General features: G+C 65.2%; 19 protein-coding genes and 1 pseudogene. 18 read left to right on the forward strand and 2 right to left on the reverse strand.

The window, feature by feature from the left end; genetic code table 11:
• The first annotated feature begins 34 nt into the window (after positions 1-34).
• From L2Y96_RS21320 to ilvN, 8 genes are all read left to right on the forward strand, one after another.
• Complete coding sequence (locus tag L2Y96_RS21320) at positions 35-982, forward strand: branched-chain amino acid transaminase (protein ID WP_247330291.1); 948 nt, start codon at positions 35-37, stop codon at positions 980-982.
• Positions 979-2,394: a 3-isopropylmalate dehydratase large subunit gene (gene leuC, locus L2Y96_RS21325; RefSeq protein WP_247330292.1), complete on the forward strand. Its 1,416-nt coding sequence runs from the start codon at positions 979-981 to the stop codon at positions 2,392-2,394. Before L2Y96_RS21320 ends, leuC begins: the two co-directional genes overlap by 4 nt.
• Positions 2,391-2,987, forward strand: coding sequence for a 3-isopropylmalate dehydratase small subunit (gene leuD / locus L2Y96_RS21330; protein ID WP_247330294.1), 597 nt, complete (start codon positions 2,391-2,393; stop codon positions 2,985-2,987). The genes leuC and leuD overlap by 4 nt, the downstream gene beginning before the upstream one ends.
• Positions 2,984-4,051 (forward strand): 3-isopropylmalate dehydrogenase, encoded by a 1,068-nt coding sequence (gene leuB / locus L2Y96_RS21335; RefSeq protein ID WP_247330295.1) that lies wholly within the window; start codon positions 2,984-2,986, stop codon positions 4,049-4,051. The genes leuD and leuB overlap by 4 nt, the downstream gene beginning before the upstream one ends.
• A complete protein-coding gene (gene ilvD / locus L2Y96_RS21340; RefSeq protein ID WP_425492470.1) occupies positions 4,048-5,808 on the forward strand; it encodes a dihydroxy-acid dehydratase in 1,761 nt (586 codons plus the stop codon). Before leuB ends, ilvD begins: the two co-directional genes overlap by 4 nt.
• A 122-nt stretch (positions 5,809-5,930) precedes the next feature.
• Positions 5,931-6,950 carry a ketol-acid reductoisomerase gene (gene ilvC / locus L2Y96_RS21345; protein ID WP_247330297.1) on the forward strand — a complete coding sequence of 340 codons (1,020 nt, stop codon included), beginning with the start codon at positions 5,931-5,933 and terminating at the stop codon, positions 6,948-6,950.
• 147 nt (positions 6,951-7,097) lie between these two features.
• A complete protein-coding gene (ilvB, locus tag L2Y96_RS21350) occupies positions 7,098-8,891 on the forward strand; it encodes a biosynthetic-type acetolactate synthase large subunit (RefSeq protein WP_247337179.1) in 1,794 nt (597 codons plus the stop codon).
• Between the two features lie 2 nt (positions 8,892-8,893).
• A complete protein-coding gene (ilvN, locus tag L2Y96_RS21355; protein WP_247330299.1) occupies positions 8,894-9,373 on the forward strand; it encodes an acetolactate synthase small subunit in 480 nt (159 codons plus the stop codon).
• A 269-nt stretch (positions 9,374-9,642) separates the two neighbouring features.
• Here ilvN and L2Y96_RS23105 read toward each other — a convergent pair.
• Both L2Y96_RS23105 and L2Y96_RS21365 read right to left on the reverse strand, forming a co-directional pair.
• Positions 9,643-9,882: pseudogene (locus L2Y96_RS23105) on the reverse strand (DoxX family membrane protein); the annotation flags it as partial.
• 82 nt (positions 9,883-9,964) lie between these two features.
• A complete protein-coding gene (locus tag L2Y96_RS21365) occupies positions 9,965-10,564 on the reverse strand; it encodes a short chain dehydrogenase (RefSeq protein WP_247330302.1) in 600 nt (199 codons plus the stop codon).
• A gap of 49 nt (positions 10,565-10,613) precedes the next feature.
• Between L2Y96_RS21365 and L2Y96_RS21370 the strand changes: the two genes are divergently transcribed.
• The 10 genes from L2Y96_RS21370 (at position 10,614) to L2Y96_RS21415 (ending at position 22,971) form a co-directional block, all read left to right on the forward strand.
• The gene (locus L2Y96_RS21370) at positions 10,614-11,540 is read left to right on the forward strand and encodes an AraC family transcriptional regulator (protein WP_247330304.1); all 927 of its coding nucleotides are present in this window, start codon (positions 10,614-10,616) and stop codon (positions 11,538-11,540) included.
• Between the two features lie 251 nt (positions 11,541-11,791).
• Positions 11,792-13,159 carry an ABC transporter substrate-binding protein gene (locus L2Y96_RS21375; protein ID WP_247330306.1) on the forward strand — a complete coding sequence of 456 codons (1,368 nt, stop codon included), beginning with the start codon at positions 11,792-11,794 and terminating at the stop codon, positions 13,157-13,159.
• Positions 13,156-14,031, forward strand: a complete 876-nt coding sequence (locus L2Y96_RS21380; RefSeq protein ID WP_247330308.1) for a carbohydrate ABC transporter permease — start codon at positions 13,156-13,158, stop codon at positions 14,029-14,031. Before L2Y96_RS21375 ends, L2Y96_RS21380 begins: the two co-directional genes overlap by 4 nt.
• Positions 14,032-14,044: 13 nt before the next feature.
• Entirely contained in the window at positions 14,045-14,878 is an 834-nt protein-coding gene (locus L2Y96_RS21385; RefSeq protein WP_247330310.1) for a carbohydrate ABC transporter permease, read from the forward strand.
• Between the two features lie 10 nt (positions 14,879-14,888).
• Positions 14,889-15,962: an ABC transporter ATP-binding protein gene (locus L2Y96_RS21390; RefSeq protein WP_247330313.1), complete on the forward strand. Its 1,074-nt coding sequence runs from the start codon at positions 14,889-14,891 to the stop codon at positions 15,960-15,962.
• 11 nt (positions 15,963-15,973) lie between these two features.
• Positions 15,974-17,455, forward strand: coding sequence for a mannitol dehydrogenase family protein (locus L2Y96_RS21395; RefSeq protein WP_247330316.1), 1,482 nt, complete (start codon positions 15,974-15,976; stop codon positions 17,453-17,455).
• A gap of 79 nt (positions 17,456-17,534) precedes the next feature.
• Positions 17,535-17,696 carry a hypothetical protein gene (locus tag L2Y96_RS21400; protein ID WP_247330319.1) on the forward strand — a complete coding sequence of 54 codons (162 nt, stop codon included), beginning with the start codon at positions 17,535-17,537 and terminating at the stop codon, positions 17,694-17,696.
• Positions 17,697-17,864: 168 nt separating this feature from the next.
• Positions 17,865-18,791, forward strand: coding sequence for a 4-hydroxybenzoate octaprenyltransferase (gene ubiA, locus L2Y96_RS21405; protein ID WP_247337182.1), 927 nt, complete (start codon positions 17,865-17,867; stop codon positions 18,789-18,791).
• 200 nt (positions 18,792-18,991) lie between these two features.
• On the forward strand, positions 18,992-21,484 hold the full coding sequence (locus L2Y96_RS21410) for a TonB-dependent receptor (RefSeq protein WP_247330322.1): 2,493 nt from the start codon (positions 18,992-18,994) through the stop codon (positions 21,482-21,484).
• Positions 21,484-22,971 (forward strand): CehA/McbA family metallohydrolase, encoded by a 1,488-nt coding sequence (locus L2Y96_RS21415; protein WP_247330325.1) that lies wholly within the window; start codon positions 21,484-21,486, stop codon positions 22,969-22,971. The genes L2Y96_RS21410 and L2Y96_RS21415 overlap by 1 nt, the downstream gene beginning before the upstream one ends.
• Positions 22,972-23,030 lie beyond the last annotated feature (59 nt).

A 23,030-nucleotide genomic window follows, 5' to 3' on the forward strand; every position in this document is an offset into this window, starting at 1 on the left:
GCGGCCGTCGCGGTCCAGTCCTGAAGGAGGATCCATGGAAGCCCCGACCCATCTCTGGCACAACGGCCGCATCAAGGCCTGGGCCGAAGCCACCTGCCACGTTGGCGCACATGCGCTGCACTACGGCTCCTCCGTATTCGAAGGCATCCGCGTGTACAGCACGCCGGATGGCCCGCGTTACTTCCGCCTGGATGAGCACACCGAGCGCCTGTTCCACTCGGCTCGCGTGTACGACCTGGTGATGCCGTACGACGCCGCCACGATCAACCGCGCCTGCCGCGAGGTGATCACCGCGAACGACCTGAAGTCTGCCTACGTGCGCCCCATCGTGTATCGCAGCGGCTTCACCTTCAGCCTGGCGCCGTCGCTGGATACCGCCGTGGATGTCGCGATCATCGCGCTGCCCTGGGGCGCGTACCACGGTGCCGACGCGATCGAGAAAGGCGTCGATGTCTGCGTTTCCTCCTGGAACCGTGCGGCGCCGAATACGTTCCCGAGCGGTGCGAAGGCGGGTGGCAACTACCTCAACAGCCAGCTGATCGCGCGCGAAGCGATCAACGGCGGTTATGCCGAAGGCATCGCGCTGGGTACCGACGGCCTGCTGAGCGAAGGCGCGGGCGAGAACCTTTTCGTGGTGCGCAAGGGCGTGATCTACACCCCGCCCGCTGCCGCGTCGATCCTGTGTGGCATCACCCGTGATTCGATCCTGATCCTGGCGAAGGAGCTGGGCTACGAAGTGGTCGAGCAGCCGCTGCCGCGCGAAATGCTGTATTTCGCGGACGAGGTGTTCATGACCGGCACCGCCGCCGAAGTGACCGCCGTGCGCTCGGTCGATCGCAAGCCCGTCGGCAGTGGCCGCCCGGGACCGATTACCCGCGCCCTGCAGGATGCCTTCTTCGGCCTGTTCGATGGCCGCACCGAAGACCGCTGGGGCTGGCTCACGCCGGTGGAAGAAGCCACGGCCGGGAGGGTCGCGGCATGAGCGCGCGCACCCTGTTCGACAAGGTGTGGGATGCCCACCAGGTAACGGCCGAGACCGATAGCACGCCGGGCGTGCTGTACATCGACCTGCACATGGTCCACGAAGTGACTTCGCCGCAGGCGTTCGACGAACTGCGCACGCGCGGCCTGAAGGTGCGCCGTCCGGATCGCACGCTGGCGACGCTGGATCATTCGACTCCCACCCTGCCGGCCGGCGCGGATGGCAAGCGCCCGTATTTCACGAAGGAAGCCGAAGCCCAGGTCGCCAAGCTCGAGGCCAACGTCGCCGAGTTCGGCATCGACCTGATGGGCTGGGATAGCCCGCATCGTGGCGTCGTCCACGTGGCGGGCCCCGAAGTCGGTGCGACGCACCCGGGCATGACCATCGTCTGCGGCGATAGCCACACGGCGACGCATGGCGCGTTCGGCGCACTGGCCTTCGGCATCGGCACCACTGAGGTCGGCCATGTGCTGGCCACGCAGTGCCTGCTCCAGCGCAAACCGAAGTCGTTCGCCATCCACGTCGATGGCCAGCTGCAGCCCGGCGTCACCGCGAAGGATCTGATCCTGCACATCATCGGGAAGATCGGCATCGGCGGTGGTACCGGCCACGTGCTCGAGTACACCGGCGAGGCGGTGCGTGCGCTGTCGATGGAAGAGCGCATGACCGTGTGCAACATGTCGATCGAAGCCGGCGCTCGCGCGGGTCTGATCGCACCGGACGAAAAGACCTTCGCATGGCTGAAGGGCCGCGAGCGCGCACCGCAGGGTGCCGCATGGGAGGCCGCCGTCGCCAACTGGCGCACGCTGACCACCGATGAAGGTGCCACCTACGATCGCGAAGTCCGCGTCGATGCATCGACGATCCAGCCTTCGGTCACCTACGGCACCCACCCCGGCATGGTGGTGCCCATCCACGCGCCCGTGCCGGCCGCCGCGGATGCACTGGAACAGCGCGCGCTGGACTACATGAAGGTGACCGCAGGCAAGCCGATCGCCGGCGAAGCGGTCGATGTCGTGTTCATCGGCAGCTGTACGAACGGCCGCCTCTCCGACCTGCGTGCCGCCGCCGAGATCCTGCGTGGCCGCCGCGTCGCCGAAGGCGTACGCATGCTCGTCGTACCCGGCTCCGAACAGGTACGCCGTGACGCGGAAAGCGAAGGCCTGCACGAAGTGTTCCTGAGCGCCGGTGCCGAATGGCGCCAGCCGGGTTGCTCCATGTGCATCGCCATGAACGGTGACATGGCCCAGCCGGGCCAGCTCGTCGTCGCCACCAGCAACCGCAACTTCGAAGGCCGCCAGGGCAAGGGCGCACGCACCGTGCTGGCCAGCCCGCTTGTCGCCGCTGCCTCCGCCGTGGCCGGCCGCGTCGCCGACCCGCGTGACTACATGAACCAGGAAGTCGCCGCATGAGCACCACGACCCGCCCGCTCACCTACGTGCATTCGCGCACCGCGGTGCTGCGCGATGAAAACATCGATACCGACCGGATCATCCCGGCGCGCTTCCTCACGACGACGGAACGCACCGGCCTCGGCAAGCACGCGTTCGAAGACTGGCGCTATGCCGCCGACGGCAGCGATGACCCGGCATTCCCGCTGAACCAGCCGCAGGCGAAGGGTTGCTCGATCCTCGTGGCCGGCCGCAACTTCGGCTGCGGCTCGTCGCGCGAGCACGCGCCGTGGGCGCTGCTGGATTACGGCATCCAGGCTGTCATCTCCAACGAGATCGCCGACATCTTCCGCGGTAACGCGCTGAAGAACGGCCTGCTCGCCATCGTGCTTTCCGATGCCGAACACCGCTGGCTGCTGGATAACCCCGGCGTTGAGCTGCGCATCGATATCGCCAGCAGCAGCATCCGCCTGCCCGATGGCGGAACCATCCATTTCGAACTCGAACCGTTCGCCCGCCATTGCTTGCTCAACGGCGTGGACCAGATGGGCTTCCTGCTGCAGCAGGACAGCACCATCAACGCCTATGAACAACGCGTGGAGAAAGCCGCATGAAGAAGGCCCAGATCGTCGTATTGCCGGGTGACGGCATTGGCCCCGAAGTCGCCGCAGCTGGCGTGGCCGTGCTGCGCGCCGTCGCCGAACGCTACGGCCACCAGTTCACCTTCACCGAGCATGCGATCGGCGGCGACGCCATCGACCGCTTCAACGATCCGCTGCCGCAGGCCACGCGCGACGCGCTGCTCGCCTGCGACGCGATCCTTCTGGGCGCCGTGGGTGGCCCGAAGTGGTCCGACCCGTCGGCGAAGATCCGCCCGGAGCAGGGCTTGCTGGCCATGCGCAAGCTGCTCGGCGTGTTCGCCAACGTGCGCCCGCTGAAGCTGCACCCGCGTACCGCCGCGCTCTCGCCGCTGAAGCCCGAGCGCACCCAGGGTGTCGATCTGGTCTTCATCCGCGAACTCACCGGCGGTATCTACTTCGGCGCGAAGACGCGCAGCGAAACCGATGCCACCGACGAATGCCGCTACAGCGTCGAGGAAGTGGAGCGCGTCGTGCGCCACGCCTTCGAGCTGGCCCGTACCCGCCGCAAGAAGGTCACCTCGGTCGACAAGGCCAACGTGCTGGAGACCTCGCGCCTGTGGCGTTCGGTGGCAACACGCATGGGTGCCGAGTACCCGGATGTGGCGCTGGAACACCAGCTGGTCGATTCCATGGCCATGCACCTGCTGACCCACCCGGCCGACTACGACGTGATCGTCACCGAGAACATGTTCGGCGACATCCTGACTGATGAGGCGTCGGTGCTGGCGGGCTCGCTGGGTCTGTCGCCGTCCGCGTCCATCGGCGGCCCGGGCGCCGGCATCTACGAGCCGATCCACGGTTCCGCACCGGATATCGCCGGCCAGGCCATCGCCAACCCGCTGGGCACGATCCTGTCGGCGGCCATGCTGCTGCGCCATTCGCTGGGCCTGGCGGACGAAGCCGCGACGGTGGAAGCCGCGGTGGACCACGTTCTCGAGCAAGCCAACCTCACCCGCGACCTGGGCGGCACGGCCACCACGCATGCCGTGACCCGCGCTGTCCTGGACGCCATCCAAGCCAAGGCGGAGGCCGCATGAGCAACCGGAAGATCCCCATCCGCACGCTGCGTAGCGATGCGATCAAGACCGGCCCGGACCGCGCACCGGCACGTGCCATGCTGCGTGCCACCGGCCTGGACGACGCCGCCATCGCCAAGCCGATGGTCGCTATCGTGCACAGCTGGTCCAACGTCTCGCCGTGCAACCTCAACCTGCGCGAGCTCGCTGAAGCCGCGGCCGAAGGCGTGCGCGCCGCGGGCGGCACGCCGGTGGAGTTCAACACCATCGCGGTGACCGACGGCATCGCCATGGGTACCACCGGCATGCGCTCTTCGCTGGTGAGCCGCGAGGTCATCACCGATTCGATCGAGCTGGCGGTCGATGGCCACTGCCTCGATGCGATGGTGGTGCTGTGCGGCTGCGACAAGACCATCCCCGCCGCGGCGATGGCGCTGGCCCGCCTTAACATCCCGGGCGTCGCGCTCTACGGCGGCAGCATCGATCACGGCAGCCGTAATGGTTGCGCGATTACCGTGCAGAACGTCTTCGAGGCGGTGGGTGCGCATGGCGCCGGCAAGATCAGTGATGAAGAACTGGACGACGTCGAGCGCCATGCCTGCCCGGGTGCCGGTGCCTGTGGTGGCCAGTACACCGCCAACACCATGGCGATGGTGCTGACCACGCTGGGCCTCACCCCGATGGGCCTGAACGATATTCCCGCCACGCACCCGTCGAAGCGCGATGCCGCGTTCCGCTGCGGTGAGCTGGCCATGGAATGCCTCAACGCCGATCGCAAGCCACGCGATGTGATGACCCGTGCCGCGTTCGACAATGCCGCCCGTGTCGTCGCCGCCACCGCCGGTTCGACCAACGCCGTGCTGCATCTGCTGGCCATGGCCAACGAAGCGCGCGTGCCGCTTTCCATCGAGGATTTCGAGCCCGCATCGAAGAACACGCCGGTCATCGCCGACCTGATGCCCGGCGGCCGCTACAGCGCCGTGGAAATGTCAGCGGCTGGTGGCGTTGCCGTCGTGGCTCGTGAACTGCGCGCCGCCGGCATGCTCACGAACACCGATACGGTCACTGGCCGTACGCTGTTTGAAGAACTGGATGCCGCGCCGCCGGCCACCGAAGGCCAGGTCGTCGTGCGCCCGGTGAGCCAGGCGTTCAAGCCGCGCGGTGGTTACAGCATCCTCTACGGCAATCTGTCGCCGGAAGGCTGCATCCTGAAGCTGGCCGGCCACGGTCGCAGCAGCCACGCTGGCCCGGCGCGCGTGTTCGAGAGCGAGGAAGACGCCTTCGCCGCCGTGCAGGCCGGTCGCATCCGCGCGGGTGACGTGATGGTCATCCGCAATGAAGGCCCCGCCGGTGGCCCAGGCATGCGCGAGATGCTGGCCGTGACGGCGGCGCTCGTCGGCCGTGGTCTCGGCAACGATGTGGCACTGATCACCGACGGCCGCTTCAGTGGTGCCACGCACGGCTTCATGGTCGGCCACATCGCACCGGAAGCCGCACGCGGTGGCCCGATCGGCCTGCTGCGCGAAGGCGATGCCATCTTCATCGATGCCACCACGCGTGAGCTGCGCACCGATGCCGACCTGGCCTCACGTCGTGCGGCATGGCGCCCGGTGCCGCCGAAGGTGACACGCGGCGTACTGGCGAAGTACGCCCGCCTCGTCGGTTCCGCCGCGGAAGGCGCCGTCACCCAGGCGTTCGACGATGCCCCGGCCACCGCCCCGCGCGTACGCCGCGAAATCGAAGACGAGGACATGACCCAGGAACTCATCGGTAACTAACCCCCGCTTTTGTAGGAGCGTGCTCGCACGCGAATCGGCCCTGACGCAACCCCGATCGCGTGCAAGCACGCTCCTACAACCAAACGTCCCACCCCACAAAATTTTCTGCCAAGGAAACGATCATGACCGAGAAGCAAGCCACCACCGCTCCGCTGCAGAACGCCCGTATCGCCGTGCTCGGCTACGGTAGCCAGGGCCGCGCCCATGCACTGAACCTGAAGGATTCCGGCCTCGACGTGGTCGTCGGCCTGCGCCCGGGCGGCCCGTCGTGGAACCGCGCCTATGTCGATGGTTTCGCTGTCGCCGAACCCGCCGAGGCCGTGCGTGGTGCGGACCTCGTCGCCGTGCTCACGCCGGACATGACCCAGCCGGGCATTTACAAGGATGCGATCGAGGCCAACATCAAGCCGGGCGCCACCCTCCTGTTCGCCCATGGCTTCAACGTGCACTTCGGCCAGATCACCCCGCGCGCCGACATCGACGTGGTGCTCGTCGCACCGAAGGGTCCGGGCGCGCTGGTTCGCCGTGAGTATGAGATCGGTCGCGGCGTGCCGTGTCTGTACGCGGTGCACCAGGACGCGACCGGCAACGCCACCGAGAAGGCCACCGCCTATGCGGCTGGCATCGGCGGCGCACGCGCCATGTTGATCGAAACCGATTTCAAGGAAGAGACCGAAACCGATCTGTTCGGCGAACAGGCCGTCCTGTGCGGCGGCGCCTCCGAGCTGGTGATCAAGGGCTTCGAGACCCTGGTCGAAGCCGGCTATCGTCCGGAGATCGCGTATTACGAAGTGATGCACGAGCTGAAGCTCATCGTGGATCTGTTCTACGAAGGCGGCATCGCTCGCATGCTCGAGTTCATCTCCGAAACCGCGCAGTACGGCGATTACACCCGCGGCCCCCGCGTCGTGGATGAAGGCACCAAGGAGCGCATGAAGGCCGTGCTGAAGGATATCCAGGACGGCACCTTCGCCCGTGAGTGGACCGCCGAGTACAAGGCCGGCCTGCCGAACTACAAGGCGTTCAAGCAGCGCGATCTCGAGCATCCAATCGAGAAGGTGGGTGCACAGCTCCGTGCCCGCATGCCGTGGCTGGCTGCAAACCAGCCGAAGCCCGCCGAGGAAGCGACCAAGACCGCCTAGTCGACGCCGCTGTTGCAGGAGCGCGCTTGCACGCTCCTGCAAAAACGAGACACGCCTGCTTACAAGGAAACCTACGTGAACGCGCAACTGGATACCGTCGGCGACATTAGCCGAACCACCTCGAAGCACCCCCTGGCCGGGCGCGCCATGACTGGCGCCGATATCGTCGTGCAGGTACTTGCCGATGAAGGCCTCGATGTCCTTTTCGGTTACTCCGGTGGCGCGATCCTTCCCGTGTATGACGCGGTATTCCGTTTCAACGCCGACCACGCCGGTGCGGATGGTAGCGAGCCACTGCCGCTCATCGTCCCGGCGAACGAGCAGGGCGCGTGCTTCATGGCCGCCGGCTATGCACGCGCTTCTGGCCGCGTGGGCGTCGCACTGGTTACCTCCGGCCCCGGCGCCACGAACGCCGTGACGCCGGTGCGCGACTCCATGGCCGACTCCATCCCGCTGGTGGTCATCAGCGGCCAGGTGCCCACGGGCGCCATCGGCACCGATGCCTTCCAGGAGGCACCGATCAGCCAGATCATGGGCTCATGCGCCAAGCATGTATTCCTGGTCACCGATGCCTCCACCCTCGAGGCCACGATGCGCACCGCGTTTCATATCGCGCGCAGCGGCCGTCCGGGTCCTGTTGTCATCGATATTCCGAAAGATGTGCAGAATGCGCCGCTCATCTTTGAAGGCCGGCGCGAGCTGCCCGTGCGCGGTTACCGGCAGCGGCTGCACGCCGTTGAGTCGGCCACCCTGAGCGATGAGCATTGCGCTGAGTTCTTTGACGCACTGGCCCGTGCCGAGCGCCCGTTGATTTATGCCGGCGGCGGCGTGGTCGCGGCCGGTGCCGCCGGACCACTGCGCGAGTTCGCCCATGCGTTCGGCATCCCCGTGGTCACCACCTTGATGGGGATTGGTGGCTTCGACACTACCGATCCCCTCGCGCTGCACATGCTCGGCATGCACGGCGCCGCCTATGCCAACTACGCCATGGACGATTGCGACTTCGTTTTCGCCCTTGGCGCCCGTTTCGACGATCGCGTCGTCGGCGTGCCGGATCAGTTCGCACCGCGCGCGAAGACGATTGCCCAGATCGATATCGACCCCGCCGAGATTGGCAAGGTCAAGGCGGTGGACTGGCACCATGTCGGCTCGCTGGATACGACACTGGATCGCCTGCTGGCTTATGGCGCACGCAAAGGCTTCCGCAAGGATCTCTCCGCGTGGCACCGGCATGTCGCTGAACTAAAGCGTGACCACGCCATGAACTTCTGCCGCGACAGCGAAGCGATCCAGCCGTGTGCCGTGATCGAAGCGATCAACCGAATTACCAACGGCCGCGCCATCATCAGCACCGGCGTCGGCCAGCATCAGATGTGGGCGGCGCAGTACTTCGATTTCCGCGAGCCACGGCATTGGCTGACCTCGGGCTCGATGGGCACCATGGGCTTCGGCCTGCCCGCCGCCATCGGCGCGCAGTTCGCCAGGCGCGACCTCACCGTCATCGATATCGATGGCGACGCCAGCATCCGCATGAACATCGGCGAGCTGGAGACGGTCACCACCTATGGCCTCCCGGTGAAGGTCGTGGTGCTGAATAACAGTGGCGACGGCATGGTGCGGCAGTGGCAGAAACTGTTCTTCAAAGGCCGGTTCTCCGCTTCCGACAAGAGCCTGCACAAGAAGGACTTCGTCCGCGCCGCGCAGGCCGATGGCTTCGACTGGGCGCAGCGTCTGGACGACCCACAGGCGATTGACGCGACGATCGCCGACTTCCTCGCGTTCGACGGCCCCGCCTTCCTCGAAGTGATCATCGATCCGGATGCCGGCGTGTACCCGATGGTGGGACCGGGCGCCACCTATTCGCAGATGATCACCGGTGACTGGATCGCGAGCCGCAGCGCGCCTGTCGCGCCCAGCGGCCAGCCGACGGGAATGTTCTGACCATGCGCCATACCATTTCCATCCTGCTGCAAAACGAGGCCGGTGCACTGGCCCGCGTGGCAGGCTTGTTTGCCTCACGCGGCTACAACATCGAATCGCTGACGGTCGCGGCCACCCACGATGAGGATGTCTCGCGGCTCACCCTCGTTATCTTCGGTGACGACGCCGTCGTAGAGCAGATCATCAAGCAATCGGCAAAGCTCGTGGATGTGATCGAGATCGGCGAGCTCACGCGAAAGGAGCACGTGGAGCGCGAGCTGCTCGTGGCGCGCGTGGAGGCCAGCGGCGACGCCGTCGATACCTGCCTCGGCCGCTTCGGCGGACGCCTTCTCCAGCGTGAAGGTGGCCAGTCCGTCGTGGAATACACGGGCCGCGCCGACGAGGTGGATACCTTTCTCGATGCGCTGCGCCTGGCCGGCACCATCGCCGACCATGCCCGCAGCGGCATCGCCGCGATCGAACGCCCGCTCGTTACGGCTTAAGGCAACTGAAGTGTAGGAGCGCGCTTACGCGCGATCGCACGCAAGCGCGCTCCTACAAGGCCGTCGACCGACAGAGGGCCTGGGCCGCCGATCGCGAGCGCGATCAGTCCAGCGACGTAGAGAAGATCCGTTTCATACCCGGGCTGGCCAAAGTGCGCACCCATCGCATCGAAGCCCTGCAGCTTGATCGAGCTGAAGCCGTTCGGCAGATGCACGGTGATGATGGCAACGAGCAGAACCACGATCATCGGCACGCTCACCAGCGGCAGCAACGCGCCCAACAACACCATCAGACCACCGCCAAGCTCCACCAGGATCGTGGCCCAGCCAAGCAGCTCGGCGTGCGGCAGGCCCATCGCGTGGAGAATCCCGATGAAGTCCCCCGCCCCACGCGAAAGCTTGGCGTAGCCGTGTTGCATGAAGCCAAAGCCCACGATCAAGCGGAGCGGCAAGGCATACCAGTCGGCGGGGAGCGGCAGGGGCGAGACAGCAAGACGTGCAAGGCGCATGGGGAGCGATTCCTGTGGGACGACACAAAGGAATTCGCTCGCCACGACCAAAAGGTTACAGGCCGCCTGTAGGAGCGGTTGCCTACCAGACTTTGTAGACCTGCCCGGTTTGCAGTCCTTCGACGGAGCGGGCGAAGGCTTGCGCCGCCCGCGCGGCGGTCACGGGCTCGAAACCACGGAAGAACGGACCGTAGGCTTCCATGGCTTCGGTCAGCACGGTGGGGCTGACCACGTTGATGCGCAGGCCTCGGGGCAGCTCGATGGCCGCAGCACGTGCATACGCCTCGACGGCACCGTTCGCCATGCTCGCGCATGCACCGGCAAGAATCGGCTGCTCCGTGAGGATGCCGGTGATCAGCGTGAACGAACCGCGATCACGCAGCACGGACATGCCAGCCTGCACCAGTCGCACCTGGCCGAGCAGCTTGTCGTTCAGGCCTTCCAGGTACTTCGCCTCGGTGAGATCGGCGAGCGGTGCGAACGGCACCTTGCCTGCGGCGCACACGACCGCATCAAGTTCACCCACCTTCGCGTACATCGCGGCGACGCTCGCGTGGTCGCGCAGGTCCACCTGCACATCGCCGCTGCTACGTCCCGCGCGGATGATGTCGTGGCGCTGGCCAAGTTCGGCGGCCACGGCCTGGCCCAGCGTGCCGCTGGCGCCGACGATAAGGATCTTCATGACACGGTCTCCATGGTGATTGCCAACCGGAAAGAGTACGCTCGGGCAGATGAACCGTCGAGCCGCCCTGTCGCTGCCGCCGCCACTCGCCGATACCTCGGCGCTGGGCCGAGAGCAGGATCTGCTCGGCCTTTCCGACGAGCCTTCGATCCACTACCTCGAGCACGGCTCGCGCAGCCAGCTTATCCGCTGGCATTACCATCCGGCTTACGAACTGCATCTCATCGTCGCGACGGAGGGCACTGCCTTCGTCGGTGACTACGAAGGCCGTTTCGCGCCCTACACGCTTATGCTTACCGGGCCGAACGTTCCCCACAATTGGGTGACGGACGAGGCCTGCGAGCCGGTAGCGCTGCGCGACCGGGTCATCCTGTTCTCCGAAGCCTTCGTACGCCGCTGCATCGAGTTCTTCCCATCGGCGAAGCACGTGAAATCGCTGCTGCTTGAAGAAGCACGCTATGGCATCGTGTTTTCACCGGAGCTAGGCCGCGCACTCGAACCCCATTTCCGCAGGGTGAACGAGCACCCCGGCCTGCGCCGGGTTGCCAGCTTCTTCGAGATGGTGGAAGCCCTGGGTGAAGATGCCACGCGGCGCCCGCTTAGCAGCCGTCCCTTCCAGGCCTCGGCTGACCGTAGCCAATCGATGAAACTGCACCGTGCGGTGACCTTCATCGAGCGGCATCACGCGGGCGATATCTCGCTCAAGGCCGTCGCCGATCGCCTTGAGATGTCGGAGTCCGCGTTCTCGCGCTTCTTCCACCAGCACACGGGCTACCGCTTCATCGACTACGTGAACCAGACCCGCGTGCAACGCGCATGCGACCGGCTGGTGAACTCGGCGGATGCGATCACCGAGATCTGCTACGAAGTGGGTTTCAGCAACCTCTCCAACTTCAACCGGCGCTTTCTCGCGCTGACCGGCATGACGCCGCGTGAGTATCGGATGCGTCACCGGCAGGTTCCCGCCGAAGCGTGATGGCGCGGCGCGTCAGGCGCCGCCGACCCTCCGCCCCCACAGACCGCCCATTTACATACTTTGTTGCTCGGCGCGATGCGTGCTGCACCGCAGCACACGCGGCGTCGTGACGCCATGAAAAACCGCCGCGCCAGCTCGCCTTTCGCAAGAAAGTATTAGTTTTCACCGCAAAACGACGCGGCACGTATTGGTGGTGATAACCACGCAACACCTATAACGCTCATCCATGACTCGCCGCAGTGGGAGGCACGATGAGCAAGCAAGGAACACGAAGCAGCTGGCTGAAAACCACTGCGGCAAGCGCGGCGCTGTGCGCTCTCGCAGGGCCAGCCTGGGCCGACACCACCCTCACCATCGGCACGGTCAACAATGCCGACATGGTGCGCATGCAAGCGCTGTCAGGCGAGTACGAAAAGTCTCACCCAGGCATCCATCTCAACTGGGTCGTGCTGGAAGAGAACACGCTGCGCCAGCGCCTCACCACCGATATCGCTACGCACGGTGGCCAGTTCGATGTGATCACCATCGGCGCGTACGAAGCCCCGCTATGGGGGGCGCAGAAATGGCTGAAGCCGCTGGATAACCTTCCCGCCGATTACGACGGCGACGATCTGCTAAAGAACGTCCGCGAGCAGCTCACGGTGGACAACCATCTTTACGCCGTGCCGTTCTACGCCGAAGCGAGCATCACCTACTTCCGCACCGACCTGTTCGCCAAGGCGAACCTGACCATGCCCGAGCAGCCCACATGGGACCAGATCAAAGGCTTCGCGCAGAAGCTGCACGATCCCGAGCATGGCGTGTACGGCATCTGCCTGCGTGGCAAGGCCGGCTGGGGCGAGAACATGGCGCTGCTCGGTACCATCGTGAACAGCTGGGGCGGGCGCTGGTTCGATGAGAACTGGAAGCCGCAGATCGATACGCCCGAGTGGCACAAGGCGGTGAACTTCTACATCGACCTGCTGAAGAACTACGGCCCGCCCGGCCCCTCCGATAACGGCTTCAACGAAAACCTGGCGCTCTTCGCTGGCGGCCGCTGCGCCATGTGGGTCGATGCGTCCGTGGGTGGTGGCACGGTTTCCAATCCGAAGGAAAGCCAGGTCGCCGGCAAGGTGGGGTTCGTCCGCTCGCCTCATGAAGTCACCGACAAGGGATCGTCGTGGCTGTGGGTGTGGTCGCTCGCCATCCCGGCCAGTTCGAAGCAGGGCGATGCCGCGCGCGATTTCATCCTGTGGGCCACGTCGAAGCCTTACCTGAAGATGGTCGCCGACAAGTACGGCGAGGAATCCACGCCGCCTGGCACGCGTGAGTCCACCTACGCCAATGCTGACTACATCAAGGCCGCGCCCTTCGCGCAGGTGACCTTCGATTCACTCAAGGCCGTCGATCCCGCGCATCCCACGCTGAAGCCCGTGCCGTACAAGGGCATCCAGATCGTCTCGATCCCCGAGTTCCAGGCCGTCGCCACGCTGGTTGGCCGCGAGATCGCCGGCGCGCTGGCAGGCCGCGGCAACGTCGACAAGCTGCTGCACACCGCGCAGGGCGCGGTGGACCGCACGATGAAGCGAGCTGGCTACTACGACAAGAAGCCAGTCATCTCGAAGGAGGCCACGCCATGAACGCGCGCGTCCGCAAACGTCCTGAGCGCCTCCTCGCCCAACCCGCGATCATCATGCTGTTGCTGTGGATGATCGTGCCGCTGGCGATGACGCTGTACTTCTCCACCCAGTACTACAACCTGCTTTACCCAGGTAAGTCGGCCTTTGTTGGCCTGGAGAACTTCGCGTACTTCTTCAACTACCCGAGTTTCTGGACCTCCATCCTCAACACCATCGTGCTCGTGGGCAGCGTGCTGGTGGTGACCGTCGTGGGCGGCATCGGCATCTCGGTGCTGGTGGATGAGACCTTCCCGGGCCAGGGCATCGTCCGCATGCTGCTGATCTCACCCTTCTTCATCATGCCGACCGTCTCGGCACTGGTGTGGAAGAACCTGCTGATGAACCCGGTCTCGGGTTTCCTCGCCTGGGTGTGGAAGCTTTTCGGCGCGACGCCGGTGAACTGGTTCGCCGACTGGCCGCTGCTGTCCGTGATTACCGTGGTCTCGTGGGAATGGCTGCCTTTCGCCATCCTGATCTTCGTGACGGCGCTGCAGTCGCTGGACCGGGAGCAGCTGGAAGCGGCACGCATGGATGGCGCACGTGGCTGGGCGATCTTCCGCTACCTCACCCTGCCGCATCTCGCCCGGCCCATCGCCGTGGTCGTGATGGTGGAGGCGATTTTCCTGCTGAATGTCTTTGCCGAGATCTTCGTCACGACGAACGGCGGCCCGGGCGATGCCACAACGAATGTGCCCTTCCTCGTCTATACGCAGGCCTTGCTCGAATTCGATGTGGGTGCCGCGTCGGCCGGTGGCCTCGTGGCCGTGGTGCTGGCCAACATCATGGCGATCTTCCTGATCCGCCTGATCGGCAAGTCGCTCACCGAGCGCTGATGGAGGGATGACCATGGCCAACAAGAAACCCAACCGCGCCCCTGCCCGCACGCTCCGGATCATCGCGTCCTGGATCGTCGCGCTGGTGATCTTCTTCCCGATCCTGTGGATGGTACTGACGAGCTTCAAGAGTGAGCTCGATGCCTTCAGCATGCCGCCGCATTTCCTGTTCTCGCCAACCCTGGAGAACTACAAGGAGATCCTGGCTCGCGCGAACTACCTGCATTACGCGTGGAACTCGATCGTCACCGCCGGCGGCGCCACGATCCTCGGCATGCTCGTCGCGGTGCCGGCGGCTTATGCATTCGCGTACCACCCCACTCGACGCACGAAGGATGTGCTGCTGTGGATGCTCTCCACGAAGATGCTGCCGGGCGTGGGCGTACTCGTTCCGATCTACCTGATCAGCCGCGACCTCAACATGCTCGATTCCAAGACGGCGCTGGTGATTATCTTCGCGTTGATCAACCTGCCGATCATGGTGTGGATGATCTACACCTACTTCCGCGATATCCCGTACGACATCCTGGAAGCGGCACGCATGGATGGCGCCGGCACGTGGCAAACCATGTTCCGTGTACTGATCCCCGTGAGCCGTGGCGGCCTGGCCTCCACCGCCCTGCTCTGCCTGATCCTCTCGTGGAACGAGGCGTTCTGGTCGCTCAACCTCACGACGGCCAGCGCCGCGCCGCTCACGGCGCTCGTGGCCTCGTTCTCCAGTCCCGAGGGCCTGTTCTGGGCCAAGCTTTCCGCCGTGTCCACGCTTGCCTGCGCCCCGATCCTGGTGCTGGGCTGGCTGTCGCAGCGCCAGCTGGTCCGCGGCCTCACCTTTGGCGCAGTCAAATAGGAGCTGACCCATGTCCCGCCTGGAAATCCGTTCGCTGCGCAAATCGTTCGAGGGCACCGATGTCATCAAGGGCATCGACCTCGTCGTGGAAGACCGCGAGTTCTGCGTGTTCCTTGGTCCTTCGGGTTGCGGCAAATCCACCACGCTGCGGCTCATCGCCGGGCTGGAAGAGGCCGATGACGGGCAGATCCTGCTCGACAAGGACGACATCACCGATCGTGCCGTCGACAAGCGCGATCTGGCCATGGTCTTCCAGAGCTACGCGCTCTACCCGCATATGACCGTGCGCGAGAACATGTCGTTCGCGCTGAAGCTTTCGGGCGCTACGCCGCTCACCATCGATGAAAAGGTCGCCAAGGCGGCGAAGATCCTGGCACTCGAGCCCTACCTCGATCGCAAGCCGTCTGCACTCTCCGGCGGCCAGCGCCAGCGCGTCGCGATCGGCCGCGCCATTACCCGCGAGCCGCGCGTGTTCCTGTTCGACGAGCCGCTCTCCAACCTGGATGCCGCGCTGCGTGCACAGACCCGGCTGGAGATCGCGCGGCTGCACCAGGAACTCAACGCGACGATGATCTACGTGACACACGACCAGGTCGAGGCGATGACCCTGGCCGACAAGATCGCGATCTTCAGCGAGGGCCGCATCGAGCAAATCGGCTCCCCGCTGGAGCTGTACCGCCGGCCCGTGAACAAGTTTGTTGCCGGGTTCCTTGGCATGCCGCAGATGAACTTCCTTGCCGCGAAGGCCGAGAACGGCGAACCACGGCTCGCCAACGGGAACCTGCTGCATCTGCCTGCGCAGATCGATGCGCGCGGCGACCTGACCGTGGGTATCCGCCCGGAACACCTGCGCGTGTGCGAAGACGGTGACGGCACCGGCGAGACCCTCACGGGCAAGCTCACCGTGGTCGAGCGCCTTGGCAGCGAGACATACGCCTACGTCGACGTCCCGAAGATCGGCTCCCTGACGGTACGCGCGGATGGCGACTTCGAGCGCCGCGCCGGGCGCGATATCTGCATCCGCCTGGATCTCACCCACGCCTACGTCTTCGACGCCACCGGCAAAGCCATCCATCATCCGTAAAGAAGGCCCCCATGGCTCTGACTCCCACACAACTGGACCGCCTTCCCCAGGGCGTCGACGCACCGCCTTTCGAACGGGGCAAGATCACCGCTGGTATCGCGCACATCGGCGTGGGCGCCTTTCATCGAGCGCACCTGGCGATCTATACGAACCACACGCTCGCCGATCCCGACATGGCCTCGTGGGGCATCCTGGGCATCAACCTGCTCGACCACGACAAGCCGCTCGCGGAAGCGCTTAAAGCCCAGCAAGGCCTGTATTCCGTCAGCGAGTTCGACCCGCGTGGCGATCGCAAGACGCATGTGGTCGGCGCCATGGTCGATTACCTCTATGCGCCCGCCGAGGGTGCGACCCGCGTGCTGCAGCGCCTGGCGGACCCAGCCATCCGCATCGTGTCGCTCACGATTACCGAAGGCGGCTATCTGATCGACGAGAACGGCAATTTCCGTCTGGACGACGAGACGGTGAAGCACGATCTCGCGAATCCCGATGAGCCGCGTGGCGCTTTCGGTTTCATCGTCGGCGCGTTGGCAAAGCGTCGCGCGGCCGGCGTGGATCCCTTCACCGTGATGTCGTGCGACAACCTGCGCCATAACGGCGCTCAAGCGAAGAAGGCCGTGCTCGCCTACGCCAGGGCACGCTCGCCCGAACTCGCGACATGGATCGACGCACAAGTGGATTTTCCCAATGGCATGGTCGACCGCATCACGCCCGCCACGACGCCTGCAGTTCGCGATGAACTAAACAAGGCCACCGGGCTTACCGACGAGGCACCGGTGGTCTGCGAGGACTTCATCCAGTGGGTGCTCGAAGACAAGTTCCGCCATGGCCGGCCGGCATGGGAACGGCATGGCGTGCAGATCGTCGATGACGTGTCGCCCTATGAAGACGCGAAGATCCGCCTGCTCAACGGCTCGCACCAGATGCTCTCGTACCCGGCATTCCTCTCCGGCCACCGCCGCGTGGATGTCGCCGTGAAGGATCCGCTGTTCAACGCGTACCTCACCGATTTCCTCAACGACGATGCGGGCATCTGGCTCAAATCCCTGCCGGGCATGGACCTGGGACCGTACAAGAAGAAGCTGCTCGACCGCTTTAGCAACGCATCGATCGCCGACCAGCTCGACCGGCTGTGCCTGGATGGCGGCTCGAAGATCCCGGGCTTCCTCGGGCCGACGATCACGGCTTGCCTGGAGCACGGCAAGGATGCGCGCCGTCTCGCCTTTCTGCTCGCCGCCTTCGACCGCTACGTGCGAGTCGGCAAGGATGACGATGGCGAAACCTACCCGCTACGTGAACCCAATGCGATGCGTCTGGTTCAACCGCTGATCGACAGCGGCTCGAAGGACACCCTGATCGAAAGCGTGGAACTGGTAGGGCCGTTACCGGCGAAGGACACGCGGTTCCGCAAGCAGTACGACATTTACGTGGATTCCCTGCAGAAGCAGGGGGTGCGAAAGACACTGGAACAACTCGACTCCCTCGTCGACTAGGGTTTCATGGGGTGTACCCGGGGGCTTCACTCCCTCGAACCTAGGTTGGTCCCCTACCTAGCCGAGCGGAGCCCCCACCATGCCCCTCACCCCAACCAACCCCCAGCCGCCTTTCGCCGAACCGGGCAAGAACCGCCCGGAAGATGAGATCCGCAAGCCCGGCAGCTACCGCCCGGAGCGCGATGCGGACCCGGAACCACCGGAAGACGATGATCCCATCGAACCGTTGGAACCCAAATAACGCATAAGAAACCTCAGGGCGCCGCAAGGCGCCCTTTTTTTGTCGACAACCCCGGCTCTTCCAGGGGCGCGCGGTTAGACTTGGCGGATGAGCCCCGCTTCCAAGAAAAACGCCCCGCGCCGCAAGGTGCCGACCATGGCGCGCAAGCCCGCCCCTGCCCCGGCGCCCGTGCGCCCGGCGGACGCCTCGACGACGGCGGAGCGGGTCATCGCCCTCCTGCTGCGCGGCGCGCCAGCGGCCCGACGCGACAAGATCTACGCCTACCTCCAGCTCACCCGCATGGATCGCCCCATCGGCGCCCTGCTCCTGCTGTGGCCAACGTGGTGGGCCCTGTGGCTGGCGGCGAAGGACTTCCCCCCGGCCGGCCCCCTGGTGATCTTCACCCTGGGCGTGTTCGCCATGCGCTCGGCCGGCTGCGCGATTAACGACTACGCCGACCGCAAACTCGATCCGCAGGTAGCACGCACTGCGGGCCGCCCGATCGCCAGCGGCCGGATCACGCCGAAGGAGGCGCTGGTCGCCTTCGCCGCGTTACTGGTGTTCTCGTTCGTGCTGGTGCTCTTCACCAACAAGCTCACCATCCTGCTCTCGTTCGCGGGCGCGGGCCTGGCGGCGCTCTACCCGTTCACCAAGCGCTACACCAACCTGCCGCAGGTGGTGCTCGGCGCGGCGTTCGGCTGGTCCATTCCCATGGCGTTCGCCGCGGTGACCAACACCGTGCCGCCGGTAGCGTGGCTGCTGTTCATCGCCAACATCCTCTGGTCGGTGATCTACGACACCGAGTACGCGATGGTCGATCGCGAGGAAGACCTGAAGGCGGGCGCGAAGTCCACCGCCATCCTGTTCGCCGATGCCGACCTCGTCATCATCGGCATCCTGATGGGCACCTTCCTGCTGGCCATGCTGATGGTCGGCACGCGTTCGGCGCTGGGCTGGCCTTACTGGATCGGCCTGGCCGTGGCCGCCGGCCTGTTCGCTTACCAGCAGTGGATCATGCGCGATCGTGCGCGCGATGCCTGCCTCGCGGCCTTCCGGCATAACAACTGGGTGGGCTTGGCGTTGTGGATCGGCATCGTGGTGGCGCTGGCCCTGTGACGGGCATCACGTTCGTCATGGTTCGGAAAAATTCGCTGTCATCGTGACATCTCACGGACATCGCGCATGAACTTGTCCGTCACTACTGACGCATAAGTTCTTCCGAATCGCGTGCCCAGGGAGAGGCCGGCGTACCGGCAAACCCCTGCCGGCCGTCGGGGTGGGCATGTGCACTACCCATCCCGGAGTTCCACCCCACCATGCGTACTACCCTGCTCTGCCGTGCGTTGCGCGCGGCGATCGTCGGCGCGTTCGTGCTTTCCGCCAGCGCCTACGCCCAGGACGCCGCGCCGGAAAAGAAGACCACCGATCTCGACAACGTCGTCGTGACCGCGCGCTCCGGCGTGGAAACGCGGACCAAGGCCGAGACGAGCTATTCGATCACCACCATCGACGAGGATCGCCTGCGTATGCAGGCCCCGACCAGCGTCACCGAGGCGGTGAAATCCGTGCCGGGCTTCTGGGTGGAGTCCTCCGGCGGTGAAGCGTCGGGCAACATCCGCGCGCGCGGCATTCCGGTGGATGGCTATGGCTCGGTGACCCTGCTGGAAGACGGTATTCCCGTGCAGCACGACCCGGCGCTGGGCTACCTCAACGCCGATCAGGCTTTCCGTCTCGATGAAACGATCGAGCGCGTCGAAGTGGTGCGTGGCGGTCCGTCGTCGGTGTTTTACTCGAACGCGCCAGCGGGTGCGATCAACTTCATCCCGCGCCAGGTCGGCGATACGGCCGAGGGCCTGGTGAAGTACACGGTAGGTAATTACTCGCTCAACCGCCTGGATTTCTGGTACGGCACGCCGATCGGTGGCGGCTGGAAACTCGGCGTGGGCGGCTTCTGGCGCGTGGATGATGGCGTGCGCCGACCACAATTCGATACGGACAAGGGCGGCCAGCTGCGTGCCACGCTGTCGAAGCAGCTGGAACACGGCGACATCAGCTTCGATGTGAAGCATATGGACGACAAGGTGGCGCTGTATCTCGGCATCCCGATGTACACCGATCCCCATGGCGACATCCGGCCCGCGCCGGGCTTCAACGGCAACTACGGCACGCTGGCCGGCCCGGAGACTGAAAACCTCAACATGCGCGAGGCGGGCGGCGGCACGTACCACTTCGACAATAGCGAAGGCACGCACGTGAAGCGTACCCAGGTATCGTTCAAGTTCGACCACGACCTTGGCGATGACTGGAAGCTGGCGGAATCCATGCGCTACAGCACCACGGATACCCAGCGTAACGGCGTGTTCCCGAACGCCGTGGGCACGGGCCAGTCGATCATCGACCAGGATACGGCCAAGCGCCTCGGCCTCGTGCCGGGTGCGACCGCGCTGCAGCTGCGTTACGTCGATAACCCGTCGCAGGTCTTCGATACCAAGGGTCAGAATGGCAATGGCCTGGTCGTCACCGGCGGCATCCGCGGCGTGACGCTCCCGGTAGACGAGTTCATCAACGATACCCGCGTGCTGCGCAAGTTCGAGTTCGGCGACCAGAGCCACGACGTTTCGCTGGGCTATTACCACGCCAACTTCGAGCAGGACTTCGATCGCTACTCCTCCACCGTATTGCTCGACGTAAAGAACAACGCTCGCCTGCTCGATCTGGTCGGCGTGGATGCGAATGGCAACGTGGTCGGCTCGCTTACCGACCACGGCTTCTACGGCTATGGCTACGAGTGGGAACACGCCAGCGGCAAGTCGAACACGAACGCGTTCTACCTCTCCGACGAGTGGCAGGTCACGCCCGAACTGCGGATCGACGGTGGCGTGCGCCGCGAGAAGGTCACCGTGCAGGGCTATACCGAAGGCAAGGCCACGGCGGACCTCGGCGGCTCGCCGGCCGCGGCGAAGGTGCTGACCGGGAATGGCCAGTACACGCATTACGACCAGAGCTTCAGCAAGACCGGCTGGACCCTCGGCGCCAACTGGCAGTTCTCGCCGCGCCAGGGCCTGTTCGCCCGCTGGACCTCCGCTTTCCGCCTGCCCAACCTCAGCACCTATATCACCAGCCCCACCGCTACCCCGGTGCTGCAGACGATGGACCTGGGCGAGGCCGGCTGGAAGTACAGCGACCGGTTCGTCGATCTGTATGCGACGGCGTTCTACACCAAGTACGACAACGTCGGCTTTTCCAACTACGTGTTCGACCGCTCGAACAACACCTCCACCCCGCAGACCGGCTACGCTAGCACCAAGACCACCGGTCTTGAGCTGGAGGGCACCGTGTACCCGAGCAAATGGTTCGACGTGCAGTTCAACGCCACGCTGCAGGATCCGAAGTACAAGGGCCTGCGCTACACCGAGGCCGTGAACAACGCCCCGGTGCTGCGCGATTACGAAGACAACCAGCTGATCCGCGTGCCGAAGGTGAGCTACCGGATCGTGCCGGGCGTGAACCTGATGGATAACCGCCTGCGCCTGCAGTTCTCGTACGAACATGAAGGCATGCGCTACGTGGATACCGCCAACTCGGTGCGCCTGCCCGCCTATCACGTGGTGAACTTCAGCGCCCGCTACGATGCCACGCAACAGCTCTCGCTCTACTTCTACGCGGATAACCTGTTCAACTCGCTCGGCCTGACCGAGGGCAACCCGCGCGCGGGTGAGCTGGCCAGCTCCGATGTCGGCGCCACCACGTTCATCGCGCGGCCCCTGCTCGGCCGTTCCTTCCGTGCTGCCGCGATGTACCGTTTCTGATGCGCGCGCTCATCGCTCTCTTCGTCGCCTGCTTCGCCGTTACCGCCTTTGCGGCGGAACGCGCGCCCGATGTGGTCCTGCGCGGCGAACTCGCCGGCAAGGATATCCACACCTATCGCGAGATCCCGTTCGAGGTGCCTGCGGGCACCCGGCGGATCACGATCGACGTGACCTACACGGGCCGCGAACAGCGCACCACGATCGACCTGGGACTCCTGGGCCCGGGTGGCTTCGCGGAACAGGATGGCTTCCGCGGGTGGAGTGGTGGCAGCAAGCGCCGCTTCACCGTCTCGGCCACCGATGCCACAGCGTCGTTCCTGCCGGGTGAGATTCGCCCCGGGCAGTGGCGCCTGCTGCTGGGTATTCCAAATATCCGGCCTACCTCCACGGCAACGTTCACCGCGGACGTCTGGTTCTCGAACGATGACGAAGGCTTCGGCCCCGAGCATGGGCTCTCGCCGCCGCTGAAGACCGTCGACGGCTGGTACCGCGGCGACCTGCACATGCATACCGCGCATAGCGATGGGGGTTGCTCGAACGTGAGCGGCACGGCCAAGGTGCCCTGCCCCTTGTTCCTCACCGCCGTCACCGCCTCGAAACGCGGGCTCGACTTCATCGCCATCTCCGAGCACAACACCATGTCGCAGGTGTCGGAGATGCGCGAACTCCAGCCGTATTTCGATCAGATGCTGATGATCCCCGCGCGGGAGATCACGACGTTCGAAGGCCATGCCAACCTGTTCGGCGTGTCGCGGCCGCTGGATTTCCGCGTGGGTAGCGCGACGGTGCCGGACTGGAACGCCCTCACCGCCGACGTGGCGAAAGCGCATGGCCTTATCTCGATCAACCACCCGCGCCGGCCGAATGACGAAACCTGCATGGGCTGCGGCTTCACCCCGACCAGGCCCGTGGACATGCGTGGCTTCCAGGCCATCGAGGCGATCAATGGCCGCGATCCCGAGCGGCCGGAGACGGGCATCCCGTTCTGGGAGAAGCAGCTCAACGCTGGGATCCGCATCACGGGCATCGGTGGCGGCGACAGCCACGATGGCAGCGACGGTGCACGCGACGAATTCGCCGGTGTGATCGGCATCCCCACTACGGTGGTGCATGCGCGCGAACTTTCGATGGAGGGCATCCTCGATGGTATCCGCGCCGGGCATGTGTTCATCGATGCCGAAGGTACGAAGGACCGGATGCTTGAGGTCACGGCGACGGCAGGCGCGGCATCTGCGCATATGGGCGACGTGCTCGCTGCAGGCAGCGGGGAGCGCGTGAACGTGGCGGTCACCACCGCCGCTGTCGCTGGCATGCAAGCCACGGCCACGCTCGATGGGAAACGCATCGATGCAAAACCCGTAGCCGCCGATGGCACCACCGCCTTCACCTGGAAGAGCAACGGCAAGCAGCACTGGCTCCGCGTGGATGTGCGGGCGCCGGATGGCAAGCTGCTGCTCCTGGGCAACCCCATCTACCTGAACCACTAACGGCCCTTGTAGGAGCGCGCTTGCGCGCGATGGGTGCTTGCGGCAAGAACCATCGCGCG

It is taken from the genome of Luteibacter aegosomaticola (genome assembly GCF_023078475.1).
Lineage (GTDB): Bacteria > Pseudomonadota > Gammaproteobacteria > Xanthomonadales > Rhodanobacteraceae > Luteibacter > Luteibacter aegosomaticola.